The sequence below is a fragment of the Hydrotalea sp. genome (assembly GCA_030054115.1).
In the GTDB taxonomy this organism is placed as follows: Bacteria; Pseudomonadota; Alphaproteobacteria; order JASGCL01; family JASGCL01; genus JASGCL01.
Window position 1 is genome coordinate 38,857 of the sequence record JASGCL010000002.1, and the last position, 20,604, is coordinate 59,460.

At 51.2% G+C, this 20,604-nt stretch carries 18 protein-coding genes and 1 tRNA gene; 10 read left to right on the plus strand and 9 right to left on the minus strand.

What is annotated here, in order from left to right:
• From QM529_00920 to QM529_00930, 3 genes are read right to left on the minus strand one after another with little or no spacing between them, the layout of a single operon-like run.
• The gene (locus QM529_00920) at window positions 1-1,083 is read right to left on the minus strand and encodes an ABC transporter ATP-binding protein (protein MDI9313229.1); all 1,083 of its coding nucleotides are present in this window, start codon (window positions 1,081-1,083) and stop codon (window positions 1-3) included.
• On the minus strand, window positions 1,077-2,003 hold the full coding sequence (locus tag QM529_00925; GenBank protein MDI9313230.1) for an ABC transporter permease: 927 nt from the start codon (window positions 2,001-2,003) through the stop codon (window positions 1,077-1,079). The genes QM529_00920 and QM529_00925 overlap by 7 nt, the downstream gene beginning before the upstream one ends.
• 24 nt (window positions 2,004-2,027) lie before the next feature.
• Entirely contained in the window at window positions 2,028-3,065 is a 1,038-nt protein-coding gene (locus tag QM529_00930) for an ABC transporter permease (protein MDI9313231.1), read from the minus strand.
• Between the two features lie 370 nt (window positions 3,066-3,435).
• On the opposite strand from QM529_00930, the gene mnmG reads away from it, so the two are divergent.
• The 9 genes from mnmG (at window position 3,436) to rph (ending at window position 11,945) form a co-directional block, all read left to right on the plus strand.
• Window positions 3,436-5,433 carry a tRNA uridine-5-carboxymethylaminomethyl(34) synthesis enzyme MnmG gene (gene mnmG / locus QM529_00935; protein MDI9313232.1) on the plus strand — a complete coding sequence of 666 codons (1,998 nt, stop codon included), beginning with the start codon at window positions 3,436-3,438 and terminating at the stop codon, window positions 5,431-5,433.
• Between the two features lie 21 nt (window positions 5,434-5,454).
• On the plus strand, window positions 5,455-6,198 hold the full coding sequence (locus tag QM529_00940) for an RsmE family RNA methyltransferase (protein MDI9313233.1): 744 nt from the start codon (window positions 5,455-5,457) through the stop codon (window positions 6,196-6,198).
• 14 nt (window positions 6,199-6,212) lie between these two features.
• Window positions 6,213-7,598, plus strand: a complete 1,386-nt coding sequence (locus QM529_00945; GenBank protein MDI9313234.1) for a glutamate--cysteine ligase — start codon at window positions 6,213-6,215, stop codon at window positions 7,596-7,598.
• A gap of 540 nt (window positions 7,599-8,138) precedes the next feature.
• Window positions 8,139-8,414 carry a 30S ribosomal protein S20 gene (rpsT, locus tag QM529_00950; protein MDI9313235.1) on the plus strand — a complete coding sequence of 92 codons (276 nt, stop codon included), beginning with the start codon at window positions 8,139-8,141 and terminating at the stop codon, window positions 8,412-8,414.
• A gap of 229 nt (window positions 8,415-8,643) precedes the next feature.
• Window positions 8,644-9,948, plus strand: coding sequence for a hypothetical protein (locus QM529_00955; protein MDI9313236.1), 1,305 nt, complete (start codon window positions 8,644-8,646; stop codon window positions 9,946-9,948).
• Window positions 9,949-9,979: 31 nt separating this feature from the next.
• On the plus strand, window positions 9,980-10,537 hold the full coding sequence (locus QM529_00960) for a CinA family protein (protein ID MDI9313237.1): 558 nt from the start codon (window positions 9,980-9,982) through the stop codon (window positions 10,535-10,537).
• The gene (locus QM529_00965; protein ID MDI9313238.1) at window positions 10,534-10,899 is read left to right on the plus strand and encodes a GFA family protein; all 366 of its coding nucleotides are present in this window, start codon (window positions 10,534-10,536) and stop codon (window positions 10,897-10,899) included. The genes QM529_00960 and QM529_00965 overlap by 4 nt, the downstream gene beginning before the upstream one ends.
• A gap of 168 nt (window positions 10,900-11,067) precedes the next feature.
• Window positions 11,068-11,144: transfer RNA gene (locus QM529_00970), tRNA-Met, on the plus strand.
• Between the two features lie 72 nt (window positions 11,145-11,216).
• Entirely contained in the window at window positions 11,217-11,945 is a 729-nt protein-coding gene (gene rph, locus QM529_00975) for a ribonuclease PH (protein MDI9313239.1), read from the plus strand.
• Between the two features lie 2 nt (window positions 11,946-11,947).
• Here the strand turns inward: rph and QM529_00980 are convergent, their stop codons facing one another.
• The gene (locus QM529_00980) at window positions 11,948-12,076 is read right to left on the minus strand and encodes a hypothetical protein (GenBank protein MDI9313240.1); all 129 of its coding nucleotides are present in this window, start codon (window positions 12,074-12,076) and stop codon (window positions 11,948-11,950) included.
• Window positions 12,077-12,147: 71 nt separating this feature from the next.
• Window positions 12,148-14,304, minus strand: coding sequence for an ATP-dependent DNA helicase RecG (locus QM529_00985; GenBank protein ID MDI9313241.1), 2,157 nt, complete (start codon window positions 14,302-14,304; stop codon window positions 12,148-12,150).
• A 539-nt stretch (window positions 14,305-14,843) separates the two neighbouring features.
• On the opposite strand from QM529_00985, the gene lpxB reads away from it, so the two are divergent.
• Window positions 14,844-16,040 carry a lipid-A-disaccharide synthase gene (gene lpxB / locus QM529_00990; protein MDI9313242.1) on the plus strand — a complete coding sequence of 399 codons (1,197 nt, stop codon included), beginning with the start codon at window positions 14,844-14,846 and terminating at the stop codon, window positions 16,038-16,040.
• 10 nt (window positions 16,041-16,050) lie between these two features.
• On the opposite strand, the gene gpmI is transcribed toward lpxB, so the two are convergent.
• The 4 genes from gpmI to QM529_01010 form a co-directional block, all read right to left on the minus strand.
• Window positions 16,051-17,649 (minus strand): 2,3-bisphosphoglycerate-independent phosphoglycerate mutase, encoded by a 1,599-nt coding sequence (gpmI, locus tag QM529_00995; protein ID MDI9313243.1) that lies wholly within the window; start codon window positions 17,647-17,649, stop codon window positions 16,051-16,053.
• 124 nt (window positions 17,650-17,773) lie between these two features.
• Entirely contained in the window at window positions 17,774-18,304 is a 531-nt protein-coding gene (locus QM529_01000; GenBank protein MDI9313244.1) for an iron-sulfur cluster assembly protein, read from the minus strand.
• A gap of 39 nt (window positions 18,305-18,343) precedes the next feature.
• Window positions 18,344-19,627, minus strand: a complete 1,284-nt coding sequence (locus tag QM529_01005) for a SufS family cysteine desulfurase (protein ID MDI9313245.1) — start codon at window positions 19,625-19,627, stop codon at window positions 18,344-18,346.
• Window positions 19,594-20,604: a SufD family Fe-S cluster assembly protein gene (locus QM529_01010; GenBank protein MDI9313246.1), complete on the minus strand. Its 1,011-nt coding sequence runs from the start codon at window positions 20,602-20,604 to the stop codon at window positions 19,594-19,596. Before QM529_01010 ends, QM529_01005 begins: the two co-directional genes overlap by 34 nt.

Genomic DNA, 20,604 nt, shown 5'->3' on the forward strand with positions numbered 1-20,604 from the left:
CTAAGCCCAAACGACGAAGGCCTGGGGCGACCAACCAATATCGACCGCATCGCCAATATCAAAAATACGGCGACCGATGATATTGCGCATCGACAATTCAAATGGCTTTTTCACCCCGGGCAGGGCCACGGTGTAATAGGTTAATTCACCATAATACACGACGTCGGTAACCTTGCCCTTGGTGGTTTTTGCCGCCTGCAGGCCGGTGCCATTTAAAATGCTCAATTGTTCGGGGCGAATGCCGGCCGACAATGTTTTTTCCCCATTGTAATTGGCGGGCTTCATCACCACGGCGTTGCCAAAACCATCGATATGAACTTCCAGTTCTTTGCCCGATGATTTTTCCACCGCCACCTCAACAAAATTCATGCCGCCGATAAAATCAGCCACCACCTTGTTGCGCGGGGTTTGGTAAATGCCGTTGGGCGTGTCGACCTGGGTCAATTCGCCGCCGAACATCACCCCTATCCGGTCGGACAGGGTGAGGGCTTCCTCCTGGTCGTGGGTGACCAAGACAAAGGTGATGCCCAATTTGCGTTGCAATTTGCGCAATTCGTCACGCATTTGGTCGCGTAATTTTTTATCCAGCGCGGATAATGGCTCGTCCAGCAACATGACCTTTGGCTCCATCACAATGGCGCGTGCCAAGGCAATCCGTTGCCGTTGCCCACCCGACAATTGGTGCGGCATGCGTTCGGCCAAATGGTCGAGCGCAACCTGTTGCAGTGCCTCCATCGCGCGGCGTTTGCGGTTGGCGGCCGTTTCGCGACGCAACCCGTAACCGACATTGTCGATAACCTTAAGATGCGGGAAAATAGCATAGGATTGGAACACCATTTTGGTTGGCCGTTTGTCGGGCGTAACATTTTTCATGTTTTGCCCGTCGATGAAAACATCGCCAAACGATTGTTGTTCAAACCCCGAAATAATACGGAGCAAGGTTGTTTTACCGCAACCCGAAGGCCCCAAAAGCGAGAAGAACTCGCCCTCCTTCATCTGCAGGTCTATTTTTTTCAGCACTTGTGTTGCGCCAAAGTTTTTGCCGACACCACGAATGTCGAGCATGTTTTTGTTATTTACCATATCCCACCGCCTCCTTTCATGCCGGTTTTTTTCAAGGATTGATTCTTAATAAACTCCACCGCGGAGATTAATATGACCGAGGTCAAAAGAATAAGGCTACCCAAGGCTAAGATGTGGGGTAATTTTTGGATGAAGCGCAATTGACTCCATAGGTATAATGGCAGGGTGTTTTCGGTGCCCGACGCAAAGAAGGCGATGATGAACTCATCGAACGACACAATGAAGCAAAGAATAAGGCTGGAAAGAATCCCGGGCATCACCAAGGGCAAGATAACGCGGCGGAAGGTTTGGCTTTCGCTTTCGCCCAGGTCGGCCGAGGCTTCCTCGAGGCTTTTGTCCAACCCTTCGAAAGCCGACAACAGCACCGTCATGGCGAATGGCATTAGAATAAGCACATGCCCCAACGCCACGGTAAGGAGCGATGGGAAATAATCGGCGAATACCGCCTGCATCCCCTCCGGCAAAAAGGGGGCGATGCTGTTCCTAAATTGATTAACGACCTGCAAAATCGACAGGCCCATCATAATATCGGGCAGGAAAAGCGGCAACATAATCGGTGCGGTCAGGGCGTTTTTAAACGGCAGGTTATAACGGGTCAGGGCGCGGCAGGCAAATATCGCCACCACGGTGCTGATAATACTGGCGGGGATAGCAACCTTCAAACTATTGATAAGGGCGCGGCCGACCTCGGGCGTTTGGAACAATTCGGCATACCATTTTAACCCAAACCCCTCCAGCGGGAAGGCCACCACCGCGCCGGTGTTAAAGGAAAACAAGGGGATAAAAATCATCGGCGCGTAAAGGAAAACCATGTAACCGATGGCGTAGCGGCGCAACATTTTATTGTCGCGGCGACCAGAATTGGGCACGGCATTGCGCTTGGCAGCGCGTTTTTCTTTGAATTTGGATAGTAGGGACATGGTAAAGATGCTTGTGGTAATTGTTTATTTGATTCGTTTGAAAACCTCGCGCGATGCGCCGACAAAAAACATCAGGCAGACCAGCCCCAGGGCCATGGTGATAATCGACAGGGTCGAACCCATCGGCCAATCGGCGCAGGTTTTAAACATACATTCGATTTGGTTGGAAATCATTATCCCCTCCGCCCCGCCGACCATTTTCGGCGTTACATAATCCCCCATGGTCGGAATAAACACAATCACCGACGCGCCAATAATACCGGTAAAACATAGCGGCAGGGTAACGCGGATAAAACTTTGCCAGGGCTTATCGCCGAGGTCATTGGCGGCCTCCAGCAGGCTGCGGTCGATTTTTTCGAGCGATATGAATATCGGCAAAATGGCAAAGGGCGCGTAGGCATGGGCCAGGGTGATAACCACCGCGTTGATGTTGTAAAGCAAAAATGTCAGGTGATAATCATCAAGCGAGCCATCGACAAACAGCCCAAGGAAATTAATCCACGCCGAATCCAACACGCCGCCGTAACCCAGCACAATTTTCCATGAAAAGACGCGGAGCAAATAACTGCTCCAAAATGGCAGGGTAATAAAAAACAGCCAGGTGTTTTTATTTTCGCCGCCGTAAAAAGAAATATAATAGGCCGCCGGAAAAGAAATCAACACGGTGCCGATAGTCACCAGGGCGGCAATCATGATGGTGCGAATAATAAGATGCGGGAAGAGGTTATCGTTCCACGCCCTGATATAATTGGTGAAATCCCACACCTTATCATAACTATTGATGCCCGATTGTTGCCACAGGCTAATCATCATCAGGCTTATCAGGGGAATAATCGCCAACAACATGGCATAAAGGAAGGCCGGCGAAATAAGCCCAACGCCGCGCCACGAAATGCCAGAAAAATCAAACATGCGAAGGATACCGCTGGTGGTGGTCAAGCGGGGCATTTCTTTGCCCATTTCCTTATTCATGCCATCAGGCGCGGGCCCCGCCGCCTTGGCCTTACGGCTCATGCTGGCCGTTACCCTAGCACCAACTTTGGATGTTTTACGAGACTCCATGTTTTGTAATCTATCAATCAATGTAATGTTAACAACTTTTCCACCATCATTTTATCTATTATAGCCAACAATGCAAGAATTATTTTTATCAAAACCTATATTTTTTTGATAAAGGCGGGGCTATTCATGCGGTGAAGCAGGAAATAACCGCCGCGCTCAACTATTCCCAGGTATTCCCAGGTATTCATAGGGCACTGCCAGGGTATTTTTAAGCACTCATAGGGCATCTTGTGGGCTTAGAGTCCATGATATTTATGCAGGATTTATAGGGGCTAGCCCTAGTTTTATTTCCGCTTTTTATGTGATAAATACAGGCAAATGGGCTAGCGTCATTAATATACTATAAAAAACAAGAGCAAGAACAAAAACAATGGGTAAAAGCCTAAAACGATTGGTGATTATTGGCGGTGGCCATGCCGGCACCGAGGCCGCCGCCGCGTCTGCGCGGTTATTATCGGCGGCAGGGGGCGCGAAATCAGCGGTTGAGGTAATGCTTATCACCGGCGACCCGGCCACCATCGGCGAAATGTCATGCAATCCGGCGATTGGCGGTCTGGGCAAGGGGCATTTGGTCAAGGAAATTGACGCCATGGGCGGTATTATGGGCCGCGCCATCGACCGGGGCGGTATTCAATTCCGCCTGCTCAATCAAAGTCGGGGGCCGGCGGTGTTTGGCCCGCGCGCCCAGGCCGACCGCGGGCTTTACCGCGCCGCGGTGCAACAATTGCTGGCCGCCAATAAAAACTTGGTGATTAAAAAAGGCCAGGTGAAAAAAATTATATTCGATGCACATAATAATGTAACCGGTGTCGGTGTGGGCGATGGTGCGGGCATAGCGGTTATTGATTGCGATGCGGTGGTGTTGACAACCGGCACATTTTTGCGCGGCATGATTTATATCGGCGTTGACCATCAACAATCGGCTGGCCGCTGGGGAGAGGAAGCAGAAAACACCCTGTCCCTTAGCCTGGAGCATTTGGCGTTAAAACTGGGGCGGTTAAAAACCGGCACGCCGCCGCGCCTGTCAAAAAAAACGATAGATTGGGACAGCCTGCCGCAACAATTGGGCGACGACCAACCCGAACCATTTTCCTTTACCAATGATACCATCACGCAGAAACAAATTGCCTGCGCCATCAGCCACACCAACTCTGCGACCCATGATATTATTCGCGACAACCTTGGCCAATCGGCGATGTATGGCGGTGTGTTGTCGTCGAAGGGGCCGCGTTATTGCCCATCGATTGAGGATAAAGTAACGCGCTTCGCCGATAAAACATCGCACCAGGTTTTTTTGGAGCCCGAGGGTTATGACGACGACACGGTTTACCCCAATGGCCTGTCAACCAGCTTGCCCCTGGCGATACAGCAACAATATATCAACAGCATGAAGGGCTTGGAACGTGCCAAAATTTTGCGTGCTGGCTACACCATCGAATATGATTTTATCGACCCACGGCAAATCGACCAGGCATTAATGGTTAAGGGCGGTAATGGTGGCGGCGGCGGGTTGTTCCTGGCCGGGCAAATTAATGGCACCACGGGGTATGAGGAAGCCGCCGCCCAAGGGCTGGTGGCCGGCATAAACGCCGCCCGTTATATTACCGAACAACCGCCGGTGATTTTTTCGCGCACCACCAGTTACATCGGCGTGATGATTGACGACCTGACGCGCTTGGGCACGGCCGAACCATACCGCATGTTTACGGCGCGCGCTGAACATCGGTTGTTTTTGCGCCCCGATAACGCCGATTTGCGCCTGACCCCCCTGGGGGTTGAGCTCGGGGTGGTGGCAGGCGAACAACAGAAAATCTTCAACGACAAAATGGCGCGGGCGGCAATATGGCGCGATAAATTGCAAGCCAACCCCAAAAGCCCCAAGGAATGGGCGGCGCATGGCATCACCCTGAACCAAGATGGCAAAAGACGCGCCGGTTTCGACTTGCTGGCCATGGTCTATCAAGAGCAGGTTAAGCAAACCGATAGCGACGGCAATGGTGCCAGCAATCATGGCGATGACACAATATGGCAAAAACTATGCGGTTTGTATGATGGCTTGGCGACCGTTGACCGGCGGATAATTCGCACCATCATGGCCGAATCGCTTTACGCTGGTTACCGCGCCCGTTACGAACAGGAAATAAAAAATTACGCCCGCGACCAATTTGTCGCCATACCGGCGGGGATTGATTATAAAAATATCGCCGGATTATCCGCTGAATTGGCCGAAAAATTGGCGCAGGCGCAACCAGAAAACCTGTCGGCCGCCAACCAGATTCAGGGCATGACGCCGGCCGGCCTGCATCGCCTGCAATCTTTTTTGGGACAAAAAATCGCGCAACAAACAAAACCGGCCAAGCCGGCGTAAAGCCTTGGCGGGGTTAATAACATGAAACATGTGCCACGATTTTATTGTCCGTCTGCGGTGGCGGCCGATGATTTGGCATTAACGACTGACCAGCAACATCACCTGTTGGCGGTGTTGCGCCGCGCGGTGGGCGATGAATTGTTGTTGTTTAATGAACAGGTTGGCGAATGGCGGGCGGTGATTGCGGCGGTGAATAAAAAAACCGCGACGATAAAAATCATGGGAAAAGAAAAAACGCCACCCGCGCCGGTCGCTAAAACCATTTTGTTTTTTGCCCTGCTGGAAAAATCGCGGCTCGATATGCTTATCCCCAAATCGGTTGAGCTAGGGGTCAGCGACCTGGCACCGGTGATAAGCGAATTTACCGACCGCCGTGCCGATGAATGGCAAAGGCAAAAGGAAAAATGGCAAAAGGTTGTGGTGGCATCGGCCGAGCAATCGGGGCGGTTGACCATGCCCCATTTGCATGACGCCACCAATTTATCGGCGGTGGTAAAAACCGCGCAAGATATAGCAAAAACGCCCTGCCCCATTATTTACGCCGATGAAAAGGGCGGCGATGGTTTTTACCAAACCATGGCGTCCCTAGCGGCAAAAAACATTGCCCTGGTGGTTGGGCCGCCGGGCGGTTTCAGCGATGGTGAGCGGGCGATGCTCCGCCAGCAAGAAAATGTCCATGCGGTGCATTTGGGGCAAACCATATTGCGCAGTGAAACGGCGGCGATGGCGATGCTCGCGGGGCTTTTATTTTCACGCAAGTTATGATAGGGCGATAAATTATGGCCAATGAGTCACCCATTATCACCAAAAAATCGCAACTGGCCGATTATATTGCCAGCGGTGAAAAGCCCAAGGACAAATGGCTTATCGGCACCGAACATGAAAAATTTTTGTATGATAAAAAAACCCAGAAGCGGGTGGCCTATTTCGGCAAAAACGGCATTCAAGAATTATTAACATTTTTGCAACAACAAACCGATTGGCAACCGATTTGGGAAGGGGATTACATCATCGGCCTGAATGGCGACAACATGGATTCCATCACCCTGGAACCCGGTGGCCAATTTGAATTATCGGGCGCGCCGTTGAAAAACTTGCACGAAACCTGCGCCGAGACCCACCGCCATTTGGAAATGATGCTAAAGGCCTGCGCTAAGTTTGATATCCAGATGTTTGGCCTGGGGCACGACCCGCTTCATAACCCCGACAGCATCGAATGGATGCCCAAAGGCCGCTACGCCCTGATGCGCAAATACATGCCGACCCGTGGTGGCCGTGGCACCGAAATGATGACGCAAACCTGCACCGTGCAGGTCAATTTGGATTTTTCGTCTGAGGCTGACATGATAAAAAAATTCCGCACGTCGCTCGCCCTGCAACCTATTGCTTCGGCGTTGTTCGCCAATTCGCCCCTGATGAATGGCAAGCTAACCGATTATCAATCGACCCGCGTTGCGGTGTGGCAAGACACCGACCCCGACCGCACCGGGTTCCCCAGCGTGGTGTTTGACGATGGTTTTGGTTATGACATGTGGGTCGATTACATGCTGGATGTGCCGATGTATTTTGTTAAGGATTACGATAAAGATTATGCGACAAATCACAAGATAACTTACCGCGACGCCCTGGGCAAAGATTTTAAAAAATTCATGGCCGGTAATTTAAGCGGGTTCGAAAATCGGCCGGCAACGCTTAAGGATTGGGACGACCATTTGACCGTGGTATTTACCGAGGTTCGATTGAAACGTTACCTTGAAATGCGCGGCGCGGATGTTGGCGAATGGCAACATCTATGCGCCCTGCCCGCCATTTGGGTTGGCTTGCTTTATGACCAATCAAGTTTGGATGCCGGTTACGACATGATAGCCAAATGGAGCATCGACGACATGGCGGCAATGGCGCATGACGTGCCAAAATTGGGACTGCGCGCCAAATTGGGCAAGTTCAGCGTTTATGATTATTTAAAAGAAATGCTGGTGATTGCCGAACATGGGTTGAAGGCGCGGGCGGTAAAAAGCCAAATGGGGAGCGACGAAGGTATTTTTTTAGATTTCGTGCGCGAGGTGATGGCGTCGAAAGAATCGCAAAGCGACAAAATTATCAAACGTATTAACAACGATTTTGCCGGCGATGTGGCGGCTTTCGTCCGTCAGCTTTCCTATTAGCAATTTAAATTGATGAAAAAATGGCTCCGCCATTTGTTCATGACCGATATTTTCTTTATCACGCGGGCAAAGCCCGCGCGATGCAGGCGGGGGCGTCTTCACTTGCTTCTATACTGCGAAACCTTTTTTCCTCTACCCCGTCATTCTCGAAATCGTTGCGAGCGATATTGCTTAAAGCAATATCGCAAACCATTCGCAACGATTATCGGGAAACCATTCCTTGGCATCCTATTTCAACAAAATAATAATCATTTGGCGGTGAAGCTGTCATTTTATCTCTTAGCCCCGCTTAAACATAGAAACGGTAGAATAAAAATTGCGGTAATGCCTCCATTACTTCAGCCGCCGACGAGGGATAAAAATACGAACACCGCGACAGCGGTGGAGATATTTTTCGGGTGGGTTCGCCAATCTAATTCTAATTCAGCAATATGATTTGCGAAAATGTAAACGCCATACTTCATTCGATTTCTATAGGGCTTGACAAGGCGGCGTTAGAAATGATAAGCAAGCCCATTATAAAAATTAAAAGGAAAAAATATGCCCAATAAAGCCCATGCGATTAAAAAACAACGCGTCGACGTGAAACGCCACAGCGTTAATCGCACCCGATTAAGCCGGATGCGCACGATTGTTAAAAAAGTTGAAGAGCAAATTGCCGCCGGCAAGCAAAAGGAAGCCATGGTGGCGCTACGCGCCGCCGCCGCCGTGTTGCAACGTGGCGCGCAAAAGGGCCTGATTAAAAAGGGCAATGCCTCGCGCCGCATTTCGCGCCTTAACAAGCGCATCAAAACCATGGGCAAAAAAGCCGCCTAATAGCGGAATTTCGGAAGAATCGCCAAATATGTTGGCAGTTTTTTTCCACTTATCATTAATTGTTGTTGCAGGATTAAAACGCCTCGCTGGTTGTGGCTGGTGGGGTTATAATCCTGGCTATATTGCGACGGGGTGAACTTCGTTGACGGCCATCGCATGATGGTTTTGAAAATCGCTGGTAATCAGTCTATAGTGAAAAGAAAACAAAACAAATTCGGCAAAAACACCCGTGGTCAAAAAAACAAACCCCCAAGCAACATTCCAAGCAAGGGCGCAAGCAAAATCGCAAGCAGAAGCCCAAGCAGAAGTTTTGTCGCGCCGTTGGATGTTATGGCATTTGGCCGCGGCAAGTTTTACCTTGCCGGCGGCGATGCCGGGGTTGGTGGCCGCCGCCCAAACCAATAAATCAGCCGCCCAAATGAATAAGCCGACGGGCAAGCCAGCGGTGGGCAATAACAGCAGGAATATCGCGGCGAATTTTTTTGTCGCCTCGCCCTTTTCGGCCGAATATAACAGCGCGGCCTACTTGGCCGACCGCCTGCTGGTAACCGCCAGCAATGATAAAACCGCCCGCGTTATCGAACCACAATTGGTGGCGTTTGATTCTTACGCTTCATTATTAAAAAAACTTGGCGGTGTTAATGCCGGGTCGGTTATTTTGCCACTGGAATTTTTTAACCCGCAGGGCAATTTTATCGACCAAGCCAATTTGTTGAATTTGGGTTATCACGCCATGGCGGTGTTACGACCGGTGCCATTATTTTTGCTGGTGCGCAGTGGTATAAAAACCATCGACCAATTGTTACAAAAACCCACCGCCCGCGCCGCCGACAATTTGCTATTGGCACAATTGTTGGACAATTTCCTGACCAATCAATTCGCCAAATTGCCGCCCGTGGCGAAAAATAATGGCGACAATACCGCCGATAATGACAGCAGTGACGACGCCATGGGCGACACCACGGGCGACACCGCCTTGCCAATTGCGGAACAGGCCGCAACCTCGGCCGCCCCTCCCGCCGCCGCGCCGGCTGGCCCGCAACAAACAACGCCACCGGCAAGGCAAGGCGCGCTCGCCGATTATTATAATAATTTTGTCGGCCATTATAATAACGACGAAGCCTTGCTACAACAATTTGCGATAGGCCAAATCGATTGGTTTTTTTCGCTTGGCTTCCTTGGCACGCCGGTCGGTGAAAAATTTTTAAAAAAAACCGGCGCGCGGGTTTTCTCCCTGGCGGCCGATAGTTTTGGCAATGTGTTCGGCGATGGCAATAACCAGGGTGATAATGTCGATTTTATTACCTGTGATATCACAACCCTTAAAAACGGCACCAACTTCGCCTTCCCCCTGCTATGGTTGATAAAGGGTGATGACGCGGTGGTAAAAACCATCGACGCCCGCACCCGCACCCGTGGCAACAGCTGGGTATTGCCGCGCGAACAAAATGCCGATGGCAGCACCGCCGCGGTGGTGCGTTGGAACGGCTTCTCCTTCACCGACTTGCTTTACCACCCCGCGCTGTTGTCTTAAAAAAACCCCAAGAAAGGACTATCTTTAAAAAATGTTATTCGACAACCAATTATTACAACGCGCCCATGCCTTGTTGCAGGCGGCGGCGAAACGCGGCGCAATATTGGCGACCGCCGAATCCTGCACCGGCGGTTTGTTGGCTGGGTTGTTGACATCGGTCGCCGGGGTGTCGCCGTTGTTTCACGGTGGGGTAGTGGTTTATCATAATTTATGGAAAGAAAACCTGCTGGCGGTGCCGCATGATATGTTGTTGCGCCATGGCGCGGTCAGCGCGCCGGTGGCGCGGGCGATGGCGACCGGCGTGTTTGATAACCTGCGCGATGATGCCATCACCCATTGCATGGCGATAACCGGCCTGGCGGGTGATGCCGCCGCTTATAAAATCGTGGCGGACAAACCCGTGGTTGATAATACCGATGATAATACAAGCGATAAACCAGATGGCTTGGTTTTTATCGCCGCCGGCAATCGCGCGAAAAAAATACTGGTCGAGGAATATCATTTCGCCGGCGACCGCGAAGCCATCCGGCGGCAGACATTGCTTGCCGCCATGGACTTGCTGGAAAAATTATGGCAAACTGAAGCATGAGTAAAAAAATGCTTGAGGGTTCATGCCATTGCGGCGCGGTAACATTCCGCGCGCCAATTGACACCGATAAATTATCCGAATGCAATTGTTCGTTCTGCACCAAGGCTGGGGTCTTGTGGTCGGTGCTCGACAGGCGAGATTTCGCCCTGTTGTCGGGCGGTGGCAACCTGACATCCTACAGCTTCACCAAGCGCAACATGTATACCCACCATTTTTGCAAAACCTGCGGCGTGCTTATCTATGCCGACAACAACCGCACCAAAACTGATAAGGTCGATGAGGTCGATATCAACGTGCGTTGCATCGCCGATATCGATTTTGCCGCGCTGGACATAGAATTGTTCGACGGCAAAAGCCTGTAACCCTCGGTAGCAGTTTTTTAAACCGCTCGCCCGCCAATTGTTGTGCGATTCATGGTTGATTCATAGTTGATTCTTGGGCGATTTGCTGGCAGGTTGTTTAACCTTGCTTTTTGCGCCATCATCAGATAAGAATATAAAAAATCAGCAAGGAAATTTATAATTTTTTAACGCGGGGTGGAGCAGTCTGGTAGCTCGTTAGGCTCATAACCTAAAGGTCGTAGGTTCAAATCCTACCCCCGCAACCAAAAGTTCCAATCATCGCCTTGGGTTTTTTTATTGTTAATATCACTATTTTTTCATCCCCCAACGATTCAGCCATGAACATTGCCAAACGAAACGATGGTCGCCAACCGCATGACATGCGGCCGATTATCATCACGCCAAACGCCAGCCGCTTTGCCGAAGGGTCATGCCTGGTGGAGTTTGGCTTGACGCGGGTGTTGGTCACCGCATCGGTTGAGGAGCAATTGCCGCCATTTTTGCGCGGTGGGAAAAAAGGTTGGGTCACCGCCGAATATGCCATGTTGCCGCGCGCGACGCAAAACCGCCTCGACCGCGAACGGCAATTGCGCGACGGGCGGGTGAAGGAAATTCAACGTATGATTGGCCGTTGCCTGCGGTCGGCGACCGATTTGGTGGCATTGGGCGAACGCCAGGTCAAAATCGATTGCGATGTTATTTCGGCCGATGGTGGCACCCGCACCGCCGCCCTGTCGGGGGCGTGGGTCGCGCTTCATGTCGCCTGCAGTGGTTTGGTGAAGCAAGGGCTTATCGCCGCCAACCCGTTGAAATACCAATTGGCGGCGGTTTCGGTCGCGTTGGTCAATGGGCGGCCATTGCTGGATGTCGATTATTCCGAGGATTCGAACGCCAGCCTGGATGGTAATTTTGTTATTGCCAGCGACGGCAAATTATTGGAATTGCAATTGTCGGCCGAACAATCGCCATTTGTTGACGACGATATGTTGGCGATGTTGGCATTGGCGCGCCAGGGGGTTGCGGTTATTTTCGCCGCACAGAACAAGGCGATTGGCGTGGCAAAGTAACCTTAAACCGCTTTTTCTTTCAGCAATCGTTTGTTTTTTAATTCGTCGCTTTTGCGTTGATGTTCGGCGGCTTCGCGGTTCATTTTATCGAGTGCGGCTTTTTTTTGTGCCCGTAATTGTTTATTTATCATAATCAGACCATAGCATGGTTTGGCAAAATAAAATAAGACATAATTACCTTATTGAGATTAACCAGCCATTATTAACCAGCCTTGACCAGTTCGAGGGCGCGGTCTTTTTGATAAAGGGCGAGTAGGATTTGGTATTTTTCCAGCCCCAACAGATTGTTGGTGACAATATGGTCGGCCAATTGGTTGGCGGCCATCAATAATTCGTTGTGAAAAAACAAATCAAAGGCATAAAAATCGCCAAACCCCGATTGTCGCAACCCGTAACGGTCGCCCATGCCGCGCCATTCCAAATCGCGCTCGGCCAGGTAAAAACCATCGTTATGTTCCTTGACCGCGGTCAGGCGTTTTTTCGCCCCGTCCGACAGCGGCGCGTGATAAAGCAAAAGGCAGTAGGCGCGGTTGTCGGCGTTTTTATCAAAAATTTGGTCGCGGCCCACCCGACCGCGCAATTGGTGCAATTGCGTCAGGCCAAAATGTTCGGCATGGTCGATGATGATGATGGTGGCGCGCGGAATATCGATACCGCTTTCGATAACCGTGGTGGCGATAAGCAATTTGACGCGCCCCGATTTAAAATCATCGATGATTTTTTGCTTATCGCTGGATTTCATTTGGCCGTGAATCAGGGCGACCTCTTCCGCCGCAAAATAATTTTTGGCCAATTCATATCGTGCCTCGGCCGATGGCAGTGCCATGAAATCGCTATCCTCAATCAATGGGCACACCCAAAAAACCGACGCGCCGGCCGCGATTTGTTTTTTCAATCGCGCGATGACCTCGGCCAATCGGTCGTCGCTGACCATGGCGGTTTCGACGATTTGCCGGCCGGCCGGTTTTTCCTTGAGGGTAGAAAGGTCGAGGTCGCCAAATTGGATAAGGCTGAGGGTGCGCGGAATGGGCGTCGCGGTCATCAACAACATATCGGGCGGCGGCGCATCATCCCCTGAAAAAGATTTCTGGTAAAGGGCAAGCCGTTGCAACACGCCGAAACGTTGCTGTTCGTCAATCACCAGCAGGCGCAAATTGGCGAAGGCGACATCTTCCTGGATAATGGCGTGGGTGCCGATGACAATATGATAATCGCCATTTTTTATCATCGCCTTGCGCTCGTCCTTTTCTTTTTTGCTGAAACGACCGGTCAGCAAAACGCATTTAATGCCGAGCGGCTTCAACCACCGCTCGAAATTGCGATGATGTTGCTCGGCCAAAATTTCGGTCGGGGCGAGGAGCGCGGCCTGGACGATTTCTTTATCGCCCGCCAACATCGATTTTTCAATCGTCCGCACCATGGCGTAAAGGGCTATCATCGTCTTACCACTACCGACATCGCCCATCAGCAATCGGGTCATTTTTTTTAACGACGCAAAATCGCTTTCCAAATCCTTGATGACATTTTGTTGGTCGCTTGTGAGGGTAAATGGCAAATCGATTTTTTCAAACAATGTGGCCTGCGGCAACAACCACGACCGCCGATTGGTCAGGGGTTGTTGCGCGGCGCGCGATTTTTTGATGGCGATTTGCCAAGCCAAAATCTCATCCATCGCCAGCCGCAAACGGGGCAGGGCCTGGGGGAGCAGGTCATCGTCGCATTTTGGCTGGTGAATTTTTTGTAAGGCATCCCGCCAACTGGGCAGGTTGTGTTTTTTAATAACATCGTCCGGCAACCATTCGGGCAATGGCGGCACCAGGGCCAGGGCGGCGCGCATTGATTTTTGGATGACCTTTTGCGGCAGGTTTTGGCTCTTGGGGTAGATGGTCTCCACCATGGCGACCTCGGCCAGCCGTTTTATTGGCAGGGCGATGTCGGGGTGGCTGATTTGCCATTCGCCCTGGAACTCACCCAACAGGCCGCTGACCACCATTTCCGCGCCGGGCGGGTATTGTTTTTTTAACCATGCCCCCTGTTGAAAAAAAAATGTCAGGGTGACGGCGCGCAACCCATCGGCCAGGTAAATTTTGTAGGGGCGATTTTTTTTAAAATTGGTTTCGGGCGCGGCATGGTGGGTAATTTTGCCGCGCACCACCACCGGCTGGCCGACCAAGTTACTATTCAAGTCGGATAATTTTTCGACCATTTTTCGTTCGATAATTTTTTGCGGGAATAATTTGGTCAACAGGTCGATAACCCGCGGCCCGGCCAGGCCGGCGATTAATGGGGCAAATGTCGGGCCCAGGCCGTGCAAATTGCCGACCGGTTGGAACAGGGGGTTAAGGATGGCGGGGCGCATGCGGCATTCGGCGGGTTTTTTTGGTTTTATTGACTTTTGCTCTGCGATGGATTATAACATGAATCGTCCTGCTTTGGCAGGACTATGACGCTATCAAATCAAACGGCATAGACGATCTGGACCCGAGGGCAGTACTCGGCACCTCCACCAATTCACAAGATTTTGCAAAAAAAATTGTGACGCTTGAAAAAAAATTGAAAAGTTATTTTTTAAGTTGGCGGCAAAAATTTTGGGGGTGACATAGGCTAGACAGGCGTAATAAAGGTTATGGTTTGCGTCCGGTATTGAGTTCGCCGCCCGTTAAGCAATTAGCGGGTTAAGAGAGCTTCAAAGGCTATAAATGCCAATGACAATGAAAGGGGTGTTGCCCTTGCCGCCTAGAGTGGTTTAGAGCACATCTCAAAATTCCTGGCGACTCATACTCGTTAGGTGGGGTCTTGAAGGGTTTCCCAGCAACAGAAACCCTTCTTTTTTCTGTTTTTTTCTGGCGATTTTCTTACCTTGCAATGGTGCGCGATAAATTTTATTGTCGGCGGGTAATGAAAAAAACAATTGCACCAATGTTAAAAAAAGAAATAACCATTGCCATGATTGCCGGCGAGCCATCGGGCGATGATTTGGGTGGCGCGGTGATGGTGGCGTTGCGCGCCGCCGTGCAAAAAAAATACCCAGGGGCGCGAATAAAATTTATCGGGGTTGGCGGGCAAAAAATGGCGGCGGCGGGGTTGGCGTCGCTGTTCCCGATGGAAAAAATTGCCAAGATGGGGCTGGCCGAATTATTGCCCCATTTGCCGGAATTGATTTATTTGTTGTGCAAAACCATCCGTTTTTTGCGCGCGCAATCACCCGACATGCTTATCACCATCGACATTCCCGATTTTAGCAAACGGGTGGCCAAGGCATTAAAAGACGGGCCATGCAAAAAAATTCATCTGGTCGCGCCAACCGTGTGGGCATGGCGTGCCAAGCGACGTTTTGCCTACGCAAAAATTTTTGATGAGCTGTTTTGTTTGTATCCGTTCGAGGCGCGGTATTTTGCCGACACCACGTTAAAAACCTTCACCATGGGCCACCCGCTGGTGGCGGAGGTCGCCCGCGCCAAGCAGGCACAGGAAGAATCCTCACCAAAAAAATCGCCGCCGCGCGTTTTGTTGTTGGCCGGGTCGCGGCGGCGAGAGGTGAAACACACCCTGCCGCTGTTAAAAAAATTTATCAGTGATAATCGGTTTTTACCCGCCACCACCGACTATGTTTTTTACACCCAACCCCATCTGGTGGCGATGGTGAAAAAATCCCTGCAACAAGATTTTGTTGGTAGTGGCGCGCACCAGCCACAACCCAATATAAAAATTGTCAGCGATTATCGCGATAAATGGCGATGGTTTTTATCGGCCGATTTGGCATTGGTCTGCATGGGCACGGCAACGTTGGAGGTTGCCCTGGCCGGTGCGCCGATGGTGGCGATTTACAAAACCGGTTGGTTGACGGTGTTTATTGTGCGGCGGTTGATAAAGGTCGCGACCATTTGCCTGCCCAATTTGTTGGCGGGCAAAAACATTGTGCCGGAGTTAATCCAAGAGGATTTAACCATGGGCAACCTCATCGCCACGGCGCAACGGCAATTTAACCTTGGCCGCGCGGGGGTGAGGAAAGATTATGACAAGGGGCTAAGAACCCTGCAAACCATTACCGACCCGGCCGGCCGTGCCGCGGCGGAGATTGTTAAATATCTTTGAGGTTTGGAAATTATTTTCTCACCAACAATGATACGCCGGTCATGGCGGCGGGTTTGGCAATGCCGAGCAGGGTCAACATGGTCGGTGCAATATCGGCCAATTTGCCGCGCGGCGATAATTGGTAATTGCCCCATTGTTGTTGGTCACCAACCAACATGAATGGCACCAGGTTCAGGGTGTGGGCGGTGTTGGGTTGGTTGGTGGTTTTGTCAAACATTGTTTCGATATTGCCATGGTCGGCGGTGATAATCATGATGCCCTGTTGTTTTTCGATGGCGGTTTTCAATCGCGCCAAACATTCGTCCAGTTTTTCCAACGCCTTGACGGCGGGTGCCATCAGCCCCGAATGGCCGACCATGTCGGCGTTGGCGTAATTTAAAATTATCACATCGTGTTTTTTATGGTCGATGGAATCCAACACGGCCATGGTAACGGCCTCGGCCGACATCTCAGGTTGCAGGTCATAGGTCGCGACCTTCGGCGATGGGATTAAAATCCGGTCTTCCTTGGGGTATGGTTCCTCTCGCCCGCCGTTAAAGAAAAAAGTAACATGGGCGTATTTTTCGGTTTCGGCGATTCGCAATTGGCGCAGGTCATGCGCCGCCACCACCGCGCCAAATGTTTCTTGGAATTGTTCTTTGGCGAACAGCACCGCCATTTTTTGCGACAGGTTTTTTGAATATTCGACCAAGCCGGCCATCATGTCGGGTTTGATAAATTTTTTATCGCCATTGTCGCGCGGGAAAAAATTAAAATCATCCTCAACCAATGAAGTGGAAAGTTGCCGCGCGCGGTCGGCGCGGAAATTCATAAACAACACCACGTCGCCGGCCTTCACCCCGTCGTAACCATCGATAATCGTCGGTTCGATAAATTCGTCGTTGATATTTTGTTGGTAAGAATGGTCAACCGCCGCCATAACATTATCGGCATGATTATCGGCCACCGCGTGGGCAATGGCGGCAAAGGCGCGGGCGGTGCGTTGCCAATTTTTATCGCGGTCCATGGCGAAATAACGACCGATAAGGGTGGCCGGTTTTACCAAGTCATTGATGGTTGGTGTTAAGGCCTGAAAATCTTGCCAAAAACGCTTGGCCGATTGTGGCGCGGTGTCGCGCCCGTCGGTAATAAAATGAAGCCAACCCGAAATATGTTCCGCCGCCAACAAATTGGCGACCTGGGCCATGTGGTCTTGGTAACCATGCACCCCGCCGCGCGACAACAAACCAATGACATGCACGCGCGATTTGTTTTGCCTTGCGGTGGCGATAAGTTCCTGCCACACTGGATTCTGTTGGAACGACCCATCGGCGAATCCTTGGCTAATCCGTGGTAATTCTTGCATCACGACGCGCCCCGCGCCGATATTCATATGCCCAACCTCGCTATTGCCCATCTGGCCATGGGGCAGGCCGACCAATTCTTCCGACGCGTCCAATTTCGCCATGGGATAGGTTTGCAATAATTGTCGCCAACACGGCATCTTGGCCATGGCCACCGCATTGTCCGGTTGTTTTTCGGGCGCGTCGTCGCGCAGGCCGAAACCATCCAATATCACCAACAACAGCGGTGTATTTTTTGCTGGGGTTGTTGTCGCGTTACTTGCCATTTTTTTGCTGGGTTGTTTTTGTTATTCCGCCTTATAGCGAAAAGCGGGTGGGTTTGCAAAAATTTTACCGATTTTTTGCGATAAGTTTTTCTAGCCAAAACCTAGCCAAAACCTAGCCAAACCCCTAACCAAATCCTAAGGCCAATTTTGCGTCGGGCGACATCATGCTCATGTTCCAGGCGGGTTCCCAGGTTAATTTCACGCGCACCCGGCCCACACCGCCGATAACCGCCAAGGCCTCGGCCACTTGCCCCGGCATTTCGCCCGCCACCGGACATGCCGGCGCGGTCAGGGTCATCACCACATCAACATCGCCGTTTGGCGATTGGTTGAGTTCGTAGATAAGCCCGAGGTCAAATATATTAACCGGAATTTCGGGGTCAAAAACTTGGCGCAGGGCGTTTTCCATCGCCTCGCGCGTTGCAATTGGTTCGGCCGAATCCAACGCTTCGCCGACCACCACCTCGCGCCCCTCGGCAATGTCGGCGTTGCTCGGCATAATATCCAACACATCGCGTTTTAAATCATTGATATTGCCGCTGGTGGGCTCGGGGTTGGGCTTGGCTTGCGGCGCGCCATGCGATTTGTCCGGTGCGCCGTCTTGCGCCTCATCTTGCGGCGCGGTGCGTAATGGGTCGAGGGTTTTATTATTCATGATGTTTTATAAGATAGCGATGGTTACCATAATAAGAAATTATAATTTTAGCACCTTGATGGCCTTATCAAAACTAGCAAAAAATTGTTCGACATCGTCCTCACCGCTGTAAAGCCCGAAACTAACCCGCGCCGACGCCGCAACCGCAGTATTTTTTTTCGCCGCAAGCAAGCTATGGAGCGGCATGGCGCAATGGTGGCCGGCGCGAATCGCCACGCCCGATTGGTCAAGCAAGGTGGCGACATCATGCGGGTGGGCACCCTTGATAAAAAATGCCACCAGGGGGCCGGATTCCTTCGGCGTCGCCAGCACATCGACCATTTTGTATTTTGCCAAGCGGTCGCGCGTCATGGTCAGCAATTTTTTTTCATGGTGGTAAAGCTCAGGCAACGGCAGGGTGTTTAACCATTCGATGGCGGCGCCGAGGCCGATAGCCTCCAAAATTGGTGGGGTGCCGGCCTCGAAACGGGTTGGCGGTTTGGCAAAGGTTGTTTTGTCAAACGCCACCGATTCTATCATATCGCCGCCGCCCAAAAATGGCGGTAATTTTTCCAACCATGCGGCGCGACCATAAAGCACACCGATGCCGGTCGGCGCGTATAATTTATGGCCGCTGAAAATAAAAAAATCACAACCGATATCCTGCACGTCGATTTTTTGGTGGCAAATACTTTGCGCGCCATCGACGATGGTCGGGATATTCAAGGCGCGGGCCGCCGCACAAATTTCCTTCACCGGGTTGATGGTGGCAATTACGTTCGAACATTGCGTGATACTCACCAACTTGACCGATGGCAAATGGCGATAGAAATCCTCCATATCCAAATTGCCATCATCGTCGATTTTTGCATAAATCAGCTCGACCCCGATTTCATCGCGCAACATTTGCCACGGCACCATATTGGCGTGGTGTTCCATCACCGACAACAAAATTTTATCGCCGCGTTTTAAAAAATGGCGACCAAAAGAATGGGCGAGCAGGTTAAAACCAAAGGTCGCACCGCCGGTGAAAATAATTTCATCGGCGGTCGCGCCGATAAAACCGGCGACCAGGCCGCGTGCCTTTTCATATTCGCTTGTTATGGCTTCGGCAAAAAGATAAGCCCCGCGATGCACATTGCTGTAACAATGTTCCATCAGGTAAGATTGGCTTTGCATAACCGCCAAGGGTTTTTGCGCCGAGGCCGCGCTGTCGAGGTAACATAATCGCTTGCCACGAATTTTTTCTTGCAATATCGGGAATTGTTGGCGGATGTTATCGATGATGGCTTGCATGGTTATGGCGGACGTTACACCGGTTGATTGATAAGCGGTTGCAACCACTTGACCGCTTTTTTCAATAAATCCCCCGAAAAAAGATTCAAGCCGTTGATAAAAAAACTGCTGAGCAACAACCGCCGCGCCGTGGCATCGTCGATGCCGCGCGCCCGCAGGTAATAAATCTGGTTCTCATCCATCGCCCCGACCGACAGCCCGTGTTTTGCCTTGACCTTATCATGTTTGATATTTAATTCTGGTTTGCCAAAAAATTTTGCCTCGGGCGATAATATCATCGCCTTGATATCCTGGGTCGTGTCGGCGCCGGTGGCGTCTTGGGCAATGTCGGTGCGCACCTGGCCAATCATGACCTCGCTGTCGTCGACGACGCCACGAATCGCAACGCGCGACAGGCTGTTGCCCGATTCATGAATAATATGAATCGTGCTGTCGGCAAATGGTTGCGGTGGTTGGCTGGTGGTTTTTGCGGGCAAGGCTAATTTTACGTGCGGTGTGGCTTCGTCGGCCTTACCCCCAACAAAGATATTAACACTCGCGCCATCGCCCTGCAGGCGGATGGTTTGTTGGCAACGCAGGGTGTTGTGCAGGTTAAAAAATGAAAAATGATTCAGCTGGCTATCCGCCGCCAGGCAACAGGTAAAATCGATAACGCCGATAAGCGGCGCAACATCGCCCGCGTCGTCTTGCCAAAAAACATTGGCCACCGATTTTTTACCCAAAGACAACATCAGGCGCAATGGGCTAATCGATGATATATCCAACGGCGTGATAAATATATCGGCTTGGGTATTGTCCGGCACGATAATATTATAATCATCATCCAGCTTGATATGGTTGTCGCCGTCGGTGATGGTTATTTTTTTGAAATCCGTGGTCGCGTGGCTGGCGGTTGCCGCCGCCAGGGATTTGATGGCGGGCAATAACCCCTGTCCGGCCTTCAGGGTTTTGTAAAAACTGATGCTGTCATCGCTCATGTCGGGCGGTGTCATTCTACCCGCGATGATTGGGTTGTTGTGTGTCAT

Excerpts from the sequence above, each read along its gene's own strand:
- QM529_00960 (MDI9313237.1), top strand. The coding sequence starts at position 9,980 with ATGTTATTCGACAACCAATTATTACAACGCGCCCATGCCTTGTTGCAG.
- QM529_00925 (MDI9313230.1), bottom strand. The coding sequence starts at position 2,003 with ATGTCCCTACTATCCAAATTCAAAGAAAAACGCGCTGCCAAGCGCAAT.
- QM529_00930 (MDI9313231.1), bottom strand. The coding sequence starts at position 3,065 with ATGGAGTCTCGTAAAACATCCAAAGTTGGTGCTAGGGTAACGGCCAGC.
- QM529_00940 (MDI9313233.1), top strand. The coding sequence starts at position 5,455 with ATGAAACATGTGCCACGATTTTATTGTCCGTCTGCGGTGGCGGCCGAT.
- QM529_00980 (MDI9313240.1), bottom strand. The coding sequence starts at position 12,076 with ATGATAAATAAACAATTACGGGCACAAAAAAAAGCCGCACTCGATAAA.
- rpsT (MDI9313235.1), top strand. The coding sequence starts at position 8,139 with ATGCCCAATAAAGCCCATGCGATTAAAAAACAACGCGTCGACGTGAAA.
- rph (MDI9313239.1), top strand. The coding sequence starts at position 11,217 with ATGAACATTGCCAAACGAAACGATGGTCGCCAACCGCATGACATGCGG.
- QM529_00920 (MDI9313229.1), bottom strand. The coding sequence starts at position 1,083 with ATGGTAAATAACAAAAACATGCTCGACATTCGTGGTGTCGGCAAAAAC.
- QM529_00945 (MDI9313234.1), top strand. The coding sequence starts at position 6,213 with ATGGCCAATGAGTCACCCATTATCACCAAAAAATCGCAACTGGCCGAT.
- QM529_01010 (MDI9313246.1), bottom strand. The coding sequence starts at position 20,604 with ATGACACACAACAACCCAATCATCGCGGGTAGAATGACACCGCCCGAC.
- lpxB (MDI9313242.1), top strand. The coding sequence starts at position 14,844 with ATGAAAAAAACAATTGCACCAATGTTAAAAAAAGAAATAACCATTGCC.
- mnmG (MDI9313232.1), top strand. The coding sequence starts at position 3,436 with ATGGGTAAAAGCCTAAAACGATTGGTGATTATTGGCGGTGGCCATGCC.
- gpmI (MDI9313243.1), bottom strand. The coding sequence starts at position 17,649 with ATGGCAAGTAACGCGACAACAACCCCAGCAAAAAATACACCGCTGTTG.
- QM529_00965 (MDI9313238.1), top strand. The coding sequence starts at position 10,534 with ATGAGTAAAAAAATGCTTGAGGGTTCATGCCATTGCGGCGCGGTAACA.
- QM529_01000 (MDI9313244.1), bottom strand. The coding sequence starts at position 18,304 with ATGAATAATAAAACCCTCGACCCATTACGCACCGCGCCGCAAGATGAG.
- QM529_00985 (MDI9313241.1), bottom strand. The coding sequence starts at position 14,304 with ATGCGCCCCGCCATCCTTAACCCCCTGTTCCAACCGGTCGGCAATTTG.